This is a genomic window from Collinsella aerofaciens (genome assembly GCF_901212495.1).
GTDB lineage: Bacteria > Actinomycetota > Coriobacteriia > Coriobacteriales > Coriobacteriaceae > Collinsella > Collinsella aerofaciens_H.
In genome coordinates, this window is sequence record NZ_CAAKNY010000017.1 from 76,231 (window position 1) to 86,997 (window position 10,767).

Genomic DNA, 10,767 nt, shown 5'->3' on the forward strand with positions numbered 1-10,767 from the left:
TGCCGTCCCCGGGCCTGAGAAGGGCCCCGGGGACGTTCGACTGACTGCGGGAACGGCCTTTCCGCTCAATGTGTTCGGCTGAGATCGGAAATCAACCAAACTGAACTAGGTTCAGCTGGCATGGTTAAAAACGGGGGCGACGCTTTTGCGTCACCCCTCGTCCCGGCCGGTTGCTTTAGTTGTACACACGGTAGTTACACTTGAACTGGGTTTTGTGTCCATAGTTTGGGCCGTACCAACCCGACGTATAGCTGATTGCCTCTGCGCCTAGATAGTCGTAGCCCTTGTTGTAGCGAAGCTCACGGTAGGTCGTGTCGTACTCTGCTATGTAAAACATTTTTCCAGAGAAGGCTTTGTACCGGTCCTTAACCGTCGAAGCCATGTACGCGGGTTCGACATCGCCTTTCTCCCCGTTGAGCGCATAGACGGGTGCCGCGATTCCGCATAAAGCCGTTGCCACGAGGATGGCGTAGACAGCCATGCGCGACGCATTGGACTTCAGCTGTTCAAATAGTTTCATGTCATTCACCTCCTTCGTATGTATCGAGGTATTCCTGCTTGAGCGTCTGCGAGGACGACTTGATCTTTTCCACGAGCGTGCCGGCTTCGATGAAGTAGAACGAGTTGGTAAGGTCTGCCAGGTCGTCGAGTAGATGGCTTGAAATGAGCACGCTGCGTCCCCGCGCCACTTCGCTGCGCATCGCGTCGCAGGAGGTTTTCCGTTTTCCCGGATCGAGGCCGTTCAGCGGTTCATCGAGGATAAGGTACGGGCAATCGGTCGCTATCGCCATGGCAAGCTTTACCTGCTGCTTCATTCCTGTCGAGAGTTTACGGGTCGGCTTGTCGAGATATGGGGAGATTCCGAGGGAGTCGCAGAGCGAGTCGATGTCGGCGGCCGATTTCCACGCCTCCCTAACGAAAGCAAGGTGCTCGATGGCCGATAGCGTGGGATAGAGATCCGCGCTGCCCGAAGAGCTCAGGTAGACGAGTTCTGCAAATTCGGCTGATCGACGTTGGCAGATTCCGTCTGCCGCCAGGCTTCCCGAGCGGATGCGGGTGGGAAATTGGCCCGACAGCGCTTCAAGAAGGGTGGTTTTCCCCGAGCCGTTGGGAGCAACGAGGCCCGCCGCCGTTCCCGGGCTCAGGAAAAGCGACCCGATTGAAAGTATCGTCGTGCTTCCGTATCCCACGCTCGCGTCTAGAAGCTCGAGCCCATGGTGCTTTTTCGCGGGTCCAGGCTGTTTGGGGGAACGTGTCGCAACGGCGCCGACCGTAAAAAAGACCGCGACGTATGCCAGGGCCACGGCAAGCATCGATGCGCTGCCTGAACCGGAGCCAATGAATTCTGTCGGGAAGCATCCTACGTAACCCGTTGCCTCGATAGGCGAGAATACGGGCAGTGGCAGGAGCCCGAGCACGGCATTATGCTCCAGTGCCGAATCGGACAGTAACGGGAATGCCGGGGCCGCGACAAGCAGCGCGGAGGTAAGGGGGCCTGCGAGGACGCGCCTCGTTGCGGTCGATAGGACGGCGGAGCAAACGGATATCAAGGTTCCGCCCGCAAGCAGCGCGAGAAGCAGGGCTGTGAAGACGTTTCCCGCGGTCGTGGTGGTAAGCGCGCCGTCATGGAAGAAGGCGATCGGGTACCCAATTTGCCCGAAGCCGTTTAGGACCAAGGCGTAAATGCCCCCGGGTGCGAGGCCGGCGAGGAGCATCGCGGTCCCCGCGACGATTATCGAAAACACGATCTGAATAAGGCGCCGGAATTTGGGCACGGGCGCCTTTGCCGCCAGGGTCCCGGGCCTTGTGGCGCCGAGCACGAGTATCGACGAGAGAAGGAAGGGGATGAAGGGAAGGAAAGACGGCGCCGTGGCAATGGCGTAAGGCAGGAAGGAAAGGAATGGCAGGTCGTTTGCGGAGGCCGGGATATCCGTGATGCCGGAGCTGCTCAGGGCACGGCAATATGCGAGCGCTGCGTCATTGGTCTCTTGGTCTCCCACGATGGACCCGGATTGGAAGCCTTCGCCCATGAGCGCGTAGTAGCTCTCGGCAGAATCGAGAAAGGCGGCGTCGGTTTGAGCGGCAAGGGCGGCGTTCGCGTATCTTGCAAGCTCCGCGTCATTTTGCTGCTCTGGAGATAGGTCTGTGCCGCTGGCCTGGGGCGCGCGCGTATTGAATGCGTCGACAAAGCTCTGCATGCCCTGTTTCATAAAGAAGGGCCCGTAGATGGGTGAATTGAACGCAATGGGGACGGAAAAGGCTGCAGCGAGAACGAGCGTACAAATCCATACGGCCTTGTCTCTTAGGATTAGTTTGAGAAGAAGTCGACAGTACATTTAGAAGCACCTACGTTCCTCAAAGAATTGTTAGATTAAAAGTAACAGACCGGATGAAGATACGTGCGACGGGGGCGAGGCGAATGGCTGAGCGGTATCGATATGCGGGTTCAACGGTATCACATTGGCCACATAGATTTTTAACTTGCATTTCTACCCGCCCTTTTCGTAGAGTCGCCGATACGTGCTTAGCGCACCCTCGGCGCGTCCGGCAGGCTTTGCGAAATGGGATCCAGGAGACTTCGGCGCAGCATCATCTTGCGGAATGCTTCTAATGAGCCTCCCATCCTTCAAAAACAGAATCTCATCGCACAGCCTATCGACCGAATCCAAGATGTGGGATGACATGATGATGCACGTACCAGAATCGGCCAGCTTCCTGAGAATCTCGGAATGCAAGTCCACCCTGCTGGGGTCGAGCGCGTTCATGGGCTCATCTAATAGAAGGTACCGCGCGCCCGTCGCATACGCAATCGCCAGGGTAAGCTGCTGCTTCATGCCCTGGCTCAGAGTGCGGATCCTCATCTTCGCGAACTCGCCTATCTGCGTTTGTTCCACTATCTCTTCGATATCGCGAGCATGCGGCCACATATCGCAAACCATCTTGAGGTGATCTTCCGCACGCAATCCGGGATACAGCAGCGTCCCCTCACCAGGTGCATAGAAGATCATAGAACGGACCTCTCTCGCACCCGTACCCTGCACCTCATCCAGAACGATGCTCCCGTCCACGCGAGGACCCGGCAAACCTGCCATCGCACGCAGCAACGTCGTCTTTCCATGCCCGTTCGGAGCGACGAGACCGTAGACCGTACCCGGGGCAAACTCAGCGTTCACCGAATCTACGAGCACCTTCTTTCCATAAGAGATCGTCAGCGTTTGAAGGTCAATCATCGAGATCATCCCCTTTCGATCTTTGGAACACTCAGGCGCACCATCAACGGAGATACGGCGCCCAAGACCACCAGCAGAGCGCCCGATGCGCCGACGACCTCTCCAAAAGGCATCGCGTTCGTCCCTCGCCCAAGGAACCCAATCGTCCCCACCTGGGAAGCGGGATCAAACGAGGCGAATGGAGCCAGCAGCGCGACGCCCATGCCCACGCTTTCAACATGAGCGCTCAACGAACCCAACACCAAGAGAACCGCGCAAACCATTCCGGTGACAACGGGGTTGCGGCTAATCGCTGCTGTCAACGCAGCGACGACGGAAATCACGCCGTATGCCATGACCAGCAACGGAATACTGCACAACACCGCCTCCCCCACCATGGACGTTGTCGAAGCTCCCGCCCGAATGAGAGCGACGGGATACTCCGATCCACCCGCACCGTTCTTAATCACGGACACAACGACAGCGGGAACCATCGACACCAAAAGCAGCACCAAGCCAAGCAGGAGAGCCAGCGCAACAGCCGTCAGAAAACGCACATGCGCTGTTGCGGGGATCTGGAGAACCAGAAGGGAACGACACTGCAGGTGGGTGCACGCGAGCGATGTGACAACCACGGGCAACAGCAAAAATAAGGAGGGAAGCGCTGCCTGGAGATACGAAAGGAGGATTAATGGGGGCATCTTCGTACTTAACTCGTAAACCTTGGGGTCCGGCAAGCTCGCGATCGACTCAAGCAGAAGGGCGCGCGCCTCCGCACGAGAAGGAGTCTCCGGCTCGATTCCGATCGATTGCAGGAGAGTCGCATCTGCCGCGCCCAGCTCACCTCGAGCGCGCTCGTACGTCGCAAGGCTTCGAAACCCCTCCGCAGGCATAGGCGCGTACACGAAACCCGAAAGAGCATCCCGCATGTCTTCCAGGGCCGCTTTGCCCTCGACGTCCATATTCGCAGCGTTCTGCTCTAGATACCGATCTATTGAACGGAGCTCCCCATCCCTATACCGAACAGCGGAAACGTTATCAGCGTCAGGAAACATCTCGACCAGAGCCGGGGCCAGCATCGTCGTCGACATTGCAATCGCGCATACGGCGAGGGTAGGAGAACACAGGAGCAGTTTCCCCATCGTTCTTACGTATGCAACGGCGGAGGCACAAGCGCTCGAACGAGTTGCCGTTCTCGATGCAGTGAAGGAACCTCTCTCAAGACAAATCGGGGATATCGGGCACGCGCAGCCGCTCTTTCCAGCAACGCAAAGCAGGCTAATTGCCAGCACCTCGATCCCGATTGCGCATACGAGGGCAATCGCGCCACGCTCGAAGCAAAGTCCAGGCAGATTCACTATCTGCGTTGTCGGGTACGGGCTATAGGCGCCGACGGTCAACTCAGTGTTCGCATACGTAAGGGGATTCAACAGGGCGAACTCACGTAAAGCGATGGATCTTCCGTAATACCCGGGAACCATCGTCACCCCCATCAGGGCACATACGAACACGATTCCAAGCGTAGGGTTATTGGCAATCTTCACGGCAAGGTGAACGACAAGCGAGATGAACGCTGCCACCAAGAATTGCAAGATGGCCGTCTGCGCGAACACCAGCCAAGCCGGTTTGATAACCGGAGTCGCATATTGAATGTAGCCTATCGGATAGAACGGCGAGCCCGGGCCATTCTTCACAAGCGCGGCGATTATCCCTGGAAGATTGATGGCGAGGACGGCAAGCATTGCAAAAACACTCGCCCATACGCTCGATGCAACAAGTCTACCCAGCTCGCCCATCGGTGCCTGGATGATGAGCTTTTCACGTTTGTTAAGACGCGCGGCAAGGAACGAGACGGCAACGGCCGTTGCGACCCATAGCAAGTACTCCTTCGATCCGTCATAATAGGTGTACTCTCCATCCGATATCTGCAGAAACGGAAGTAGGGGAGAGAGCGGCGCCAAGATAAGACGTCCCGCGGCAAGAGGGTACAGAAGCGCGGGCATGCTTGATGAAGAGGTATAGACACCGTCCTCCCCCGCATTCACAAGCGCATCCGCATAGGATGCTGACAATTCCTGCTCAACACGGGTTATTCCCGACTCGAGGTATTCGACCCGTCCGTCGATGCCAGCCGCGCTCCTGAAGACGGGCAGAGCACAAAGAACCATCAACGCAACAACGACAACACAGAGCGACCTGGAGGAGAGAAGCGACCTAAAGATCGCCTTCGAGATTTTGAGCATATTCATCGCCAACCTTAACCTCATCCAGTCGGAACAGAGGGGCCGAACAAAATGCTCGGCCCTTCCTCGCATCTAGTAGGTGCTATAGACAAATTGCCATTTATCAGTTGTGCCAAGAACACCACAGGAGCACATTGCAGCGAGGCGGGATTCCCTATGATGCGCGGATCGGCGATAGCCATTTCGGTAGGAGATCGTCTTGTAAGAGATGTTGAACATCGAGATGCTGTGCCCGCTTACGCCGCGAGGACAGCTGTAGCTCCAGTAGGTATCGACGACGTCGTCCGTATACCCGAGGGGCTCAACGAGGGCACACTGGCTGCTCTCCTGGGAAGGAGGCATCGGGGTATCCGCAAAAGCGGGGGCTCCCGGCAGCAACAGACAAAGAGCGAGGCCGAGGAAAACCAAGAGCTTACACGACTTAACAGTACTGAACATAATCCTCTCCAATCTAGAGGGGTTTCGGTTGCAGCATACTGTGCTTACTTGCCGGCAAAGTCAATTTAACATAAACTGTTAAAAAGTAACCTGAGTTTTTTAAATTCTTCGGAGGTTATTATGAGTTCCGACAATCGCACTCCCCGGCTTCATTCCTTCCGCATCGCATGTGCGATAGCCTCTGCGACCCTTTGCGCCACCGCCATCGCACAAGTGGCGTTCTCCTTAAAGCCAGCAATCGAAGTGCTCGACAACCCTGTAATTGCAGACTCCCCCGCGTATCCAGCCCTTGCGATCTCGACATTGGTCCCTGCCGTCATCGGTATCGCTACGACCATCCTCAGCGCCGTTCTCGTGTGGACGATCAAGAGCGGAGACCCCTTCAAGAAAGGGTCTGCGACATGCTTGAAGGTGCTCGGCATTCTCTTCGTTGTTCAAGCTGCCACCAGCCTCTACGCCGGCTCACTCAAAACCTCCGTTTCGATGTTTGGCGGCGAGGGGGCCGTCGGCGCCCAAGAGATCGCTTCATCATTCGATTGGACCTCTCTGGTTCTCGGCATCGTCCTGTTCATGCTTTCCCAGCTCTTCTTGTACGCCCGAGAGCTGTACCTCGACTCCGACGAGATTGCGTAAGGAAACGCCATGCCCGTAATTGTTCGCCTCGACAAGATCATGGCCGAGCGAAAGATTTCCTCGAACGAACTTGCCGAAAGGATTGGAACCACGCCCGTGAACCTGTCCCGTATTAAAAAAGGGCATATTCGCGGCATTCGCTTCAACACACTCGAGCAGCTATGCCTCGCCCTTCGTTGCCAACCCGGAGACCTTCTCGAAGTCATGAGCGAAGAGGATGCCCGAAAGGAGTTCGGACTCGATTGGTCCGCCGAGGATTAGAGGGCGGTCGTACTCGCCCTGCACACGGGGATGCGAATCGGCGAGGTCTGCGGCCTTCGGTGGTGCGATGTGGATTTCGAGACGGGCCTGATCTCGATCAGACACTCGGCGGCGTACGCGAAGGGAATGGGTTCGTTCATCAAGGACACCAAGACCCATGACGCCAGGGGTATCCCCATCGACCCGGTCGGCCTACTCCCCTTCCTGAAGGAGACCCACGAGATCGACTGCGGAAAGCTGCGCTTGCGCGGCCTTACCGGGGCGGTCGAGATCGGGGACTGCTACATCCTGTCGGAGCCGGGCGCGACCTTCGCGACGACAAGCTATATCCGCAGGGCGTTCAAGACGTTCTCGGAGACCAACGGCCTCATGGGCACCAACGACGAGCTGATCACGTTCCACGGCCTTCGCCACACGTTCGCAACGCAGTGGATCCGCCAAGGCGGCGATATCAAGGCGCTCCAATCGATCCTCGGCCACAAGGACGCCATGGCGACGCTCAACGTCTACGCCGACATCGAGCCCATCTCCAAAATCCATAACATGCTGCGCGCCACGCCGTGCCTTTGGCGCGGGCACCTCGGGCCGAGGGTCGATCCGGGTCCCATGTTCCAACAGAGGATCCAGGAGTCCATCGAGACGCTCCAGGCGTTCGGCTACGGCATCACCGAGCCGGACGACCGAAATATCGCCATACGCGACGTGAAGACGAACAGTTGGCTCTAGCTCACCGAGTACGCGGCAGTGCTGGGCCCATCCCAACTGAGGTCACGGTGGTCCGATAGGGGCGCCGCCCGCGGCATGCGCCGCGGAGCGGTATCCCCTACCGAAGGGCGGGGATGCCCTCCGCTTCCAGTTCGGAATCAGCCGTCGGAGGCGTTCGGCTGACTGCGGGAACGGCCTGTCCGCTCAATGTGTTCGGCTGAGATCGGAAATCAACCCAACACGAGCCGGACACGCGCCAGACGGCTCTTCCCCGTACGGCCTTCCCCCTTACGCTCATGTTGCAGACGTGTAACGCCGCAGTAAGCACACCCCTTTTGGCGCCAGACAGGTACAATGATGAACACTGTACCGCAGCGGAGCGCCCCGCGCGCGCCGCAACCACGCGAAAGGGTTTCCCATGGCCGAGATCTCGTCCTCCCGTATCGTCATCACCGTCCTTGGCAAGAACCGCCCCGGCATCGTCGCCGGCGTCACCCGTGTTCTGGGCGAGGCCAACGTCGACATCCGCGACATTACGCAGTCCATTATCGAGGACATCTTCACCATGACCATGCTGGCCGACACCGCCGAGTCCAAGCTCGACTTCGCCGAGCTACAGAAGGCGCTTGCCGAGGCCGGCGAGCTTTCGGGCGTCAATGTGTCCATCCAGCGCGAGGATGTCTTTAACTTTATGTACCGCCTGTAGCGAACAGGTCGTGCGGGAACAGGCTGGCGCATCTGCACCCAAGCACGCCGCCCCCACACGGCCCCGAGAGGAGCGCGCATGGCTTACGACGCCAAGAAAATCTACTACCGTTTCGATGACCATCTGAGCCGCCTGGTCTTGGATTATGAGGCGAGCCGCCAGATTTCGCCCGAAAGCGAAAACCTCTACCACGGCCTGCCGACTGATCCGTATGACGAGGGCCTGTTCGTCGAGCATAACGTCAAGCGCGGCCTGCGCAACGCCGACGGCTCGGGTGTGGTCGCGGGTCTTACCCGCATCTCGGACGTGCACGGCTACAACAAGATCGACGGCAAGGTCGTGCCCGACCAGGGCAAGCTCACGCTGCGCGGCTACAACATCGAGGACCTGGTCAACAACGCCCAGGCCGAGAATCGCTATGGCTACGAAGAGGTCGCCTACCTGCTCATCACGGGCTCGCTGCCCAACAAAGAGGAGCTCGACGGCTTTTGTGAACGTCTGGGCGCTTTTAGGCATCTGAGCGACGAGTACGTCAAAGAGTTCCCCATGACCACGGTGTCGTCGAGCATCATGAATGTGCTTCAGCGCGCCGTGCTGCTGCTCTACGCCTTCGACGCCGAGCCCGACGTCATTACGCCCGAGCACGAAATCGACGTCGCCATTTCCATGCTCTCCCGTCTCCCCCGCATCGCCGCCTTCGCGCATATGGCCTCGGTCGCCAAGCGCCGCGGCTCCGAGGTTCATGTGCCGCACCCCACACCCGGCCTTTCCACCGCCGAGACCATCCTGCAGGTGTTGCGCGGCGGCATGGCATTCAACCGCGACGAAGCCATGCTGCTCGACGTGATGCTCATGCTGCATGCAGAGCACGGCGGCGGCAACAACTCCACATTCGCCTGCCGCGTGCTGTCCTCTTCGGCCACCGACCCGTATTCTGCCTACGCCGCGGCTATCGGCTCACTCAAGGGTCCGCGCCACGGCGGCGCCAACGCCAAAGTCGTGTCCATGCACGAGGACATCCGCGCGCATGTTTCCAACTGGGAAAACGAGGACGAGGTCGCGGCCTACCTGGGCAAGATCCTCGACAAGCAGGCTTTCGACGGCACCGGTCTCATCTACGGTATGGGCCACGCCGTCTACACGCTGAGCGACCCGCGCGCCGAGGTGTGCCGCCGTTACGCGCGCACGCTTGCCGCCAAGAAGGACTTGGGCGAGGAGTTCGCGCTCATCGAGCGCATCGAGCGCCTGGCCCCGCAAGTGATGCGCGATCACGGCATGACCAAGCCCATCTGCGCCAACATCGACCTGTACACGGGCTTTATCTACAAGATGCTCGGCGTGCCCGAGACGCTCTTTACGCCGCTGTTCGCCGTCGCCCGCATGGCCGGCTGGTCGGCGCACCGCATGGAAGAGCTCTTCTGCGCGCACCGCATCATCCGTCCCGCGTATCGCCCGGTTATCGAGCCGTTGGAGTACAAGCCGCTCGCCGATCGCTAGGGCGTGAACCGTTATAGAACCCGAGCGTGGCCAGGGCATCACCGCCCTCGGCCACGCTTTTTATGCCAGTAGATTCTTGGGACATGCCTTGATTTCTACCTTTGCCCTTGCCCTTGGCAACGAAGGAGAAAAAGTAGAAATCAAGGCATGTCCCAAGAATCTACCTAGCTGGAAGGAATGAAACGAATGATTGTGTTTTCCGATATGGATGGAACGCTGCTGACGAGTGATAAGCAGATGAGCGACGCCACCTGGGCGATGCTCGACGAGCTTGCGCGCCGCGGTATTGAGTTTGTGCCCTGCACGGGGCGCCCGCTGTCGGGCGTCTTTGAGTCCATCCTCACCCACCCCGCCGTACACTACGCGGTCTGCGCCAACGGTGCCAGCGTCTGGCAGCTCGACGACGACGTGCCCACCGATGCCTCACGTGCTACGCGCATTTTGAGCCGTCCACTCGATCGCGGCATCGCCCATCGCATCCATAGCATTGCCGCCGGCCACGATGTGACCTTCGATATCTTCGCGGACGGGCAGTGCTTCCTCCCCCGCTCACTCTTCACGCGCCTGGACGAATTCTGCGGCGGCGACCCCCACATCGCGGCTTCGCTCAAGCGCACACGAACACCGATCGACATGGATATCGACAGCAAGATCGACGAGGTCGAGACGCTCGAGCGCATCGCCATGTACTGGCACGACCCGGCCGATCGCGACACCATCGCGGCGGAGCTCGACACGCTCGGCGGGATTGAGGTCACGCGTTCGTACGCCATGAATATCGAGGTCATGGGCAAGGGCGCCACCAAGGGAACGGCCCTCACGTGGCTATGCGAGCACCTGGGCGAGCGTCTCGCCGACGCCTGGGCCTTCGGCGACAACATCAACGACATCCCCATGCTGCAGGCAGCGGGCCACGGCATGGCCATGATCAACGCCGAGCCCGAGGACCGCGACGCCGTCGACGCCATCACCGAGTTCGACAACGACCACGACGGCGTCGCCCGCACCATCATGGCCGCCCTCGCCTAGCAGCAGCAACCCGGCAGGGCAGCTAATTTGGGACGGGGCTATTTTA

General features: G+C 59.1%; 10 protein-coding genes. 6 read left to right on the forward strand and 4 right to left on the reverse strand.

Annotated elements, in window-relative coordinates:
- Positions 1 to 175: 175 nt before the first annotated feature.
- From SFLMC1_RS01495 to SFLMC1_RS01510, 4 genes are all read right to left on the reverse strand, one after another.
- Positions 176 to 520 (reverse strand): hypothetical protein, encoded by a 345-nt coding sequence (locus SFLMC1_RS01495; RefSeq protein ID WP_152073543.1) that lies wholly within the window; start codon positions 518 to 520, stop codon positions 176 to 178.
- 1 nt (position 521) lies between these two features.
- Entirely contained in the window at positions 522 to 2,210 is a 1,689-nt protein-coding gene (locus tag SFLMC1_RS01500) for an ABC transporter ATP-binding protein (RefSeq protein ID WP_187323803.1), read from the reverse strand.
- A gap of 279 nt (positions 2,211 to 2,489) precedes the next feature.
- Positions 2,490 to 3,230, reverse strand: coding sequence for an ATP-binding cassette domain-containing protein (locus tag SFLMC1_RS01505; RefSeq protein ID WP_117769450.1), 741 nt, complete (start codon positions 3,228 to 3,230; stop codon positions 2,490 to 2,492).
- A 5-nt stretch (positions 3,231 to 3,235) separates the two neighbouring features.
- Entirely contained in the window at positions 3,236 to 5,458 is a 2,223-nt protein-coding gene (locus SFLMC1_RS01510; protein WP_152073541.1) for a hypothetical protein, read from the reverse strand.
- A gap of 552 nt (positions 5,459 to 6,010) precedes the next feature.
- Here SFLMC1_RS01510 and SFLMC1_RS01515 point away from each other — a divergent pair.
- The 6 genes from SFLMC1_RS01515 (at position 6,011) to SFLMC1_RS01540 (ending at position 10,721) form a co-directional block, all read left to right on the forward strand.
- Positions 6,011 to 6,523: a DUF2975 domain-containing protein gene (locus tag SFLMC1_RS01515; protein WP_006235293.1), complete on the forward strand. Its 513-nt coding sequence runs from the start codon at positions 6,011 to 6,013 to the stop codon at positions 6,521 to 6,523.
- A gap of 9 nt (positions 6,524 to 6,532) precedes the next feature.
- Entirely contained in the window at positions 6,533 to 6,784 is a 252-nt protein-coding gene (locus tag SFLMC1_RS01520) for a helix-turn-helix domain-containing protein (protein ID WP_006235292.1), read from the forward strand.
- 18 nt (positions 6,785 to 6,802) lie between these two features.
- Positions 6,803 to 7,510 carry a site-specific integrase gene (locus tag SFLMC1_RS01525; protein ID WP_226814224.1) on the forward strand — a complete coding sequence of 236 codons (708 nt, stop codon included), beginning with the start codon at positions 6,803 to 6,805 and terminating at the stop codon, positions 7,508 to 7,510.
- A 397-nt stretch (positions 7,511 to 7,907) separates the two neighbouring features.
- Entirely contained in the window at positions 7,908 to 8,195 is a 288-nt protein-coding gene (locus SFLMC1_RS01530) for an ACT domain-containing protein (protein ID WP_006235289.1), read from the forward strand.
- A 78-nt stretch (positions 8,196 to 8,273) separates the two neighbouring features.
- Positions 8,274 to 9,692 (forward strand): citrate synthase, encoded by a 1,419-nt coding sequence (locus SFLMC1_RS01535; protein WP_152073539.1) that lies wholly within the window; start codon positions 8,274 to 8,276, stop codon positions 9,690 to 9,692.
- A 186-nt stretch (positions 9,693 to 9,878) separates the two neighbouring features.
- Complete coding sequence (locus SFLMC1_RS01540; RefSeq protein ID WP_152073538.1) at positions 9,879 to 10,721, forward strand: Cof-type HAD-IIB family hydrolase; 843 nt, start codon at positions 9,879 to 9,881, stop codon at positions 10,719 to 10,721.
- Positions 10,722 to 10,767 lie beyond the last annotated feature (46 nt).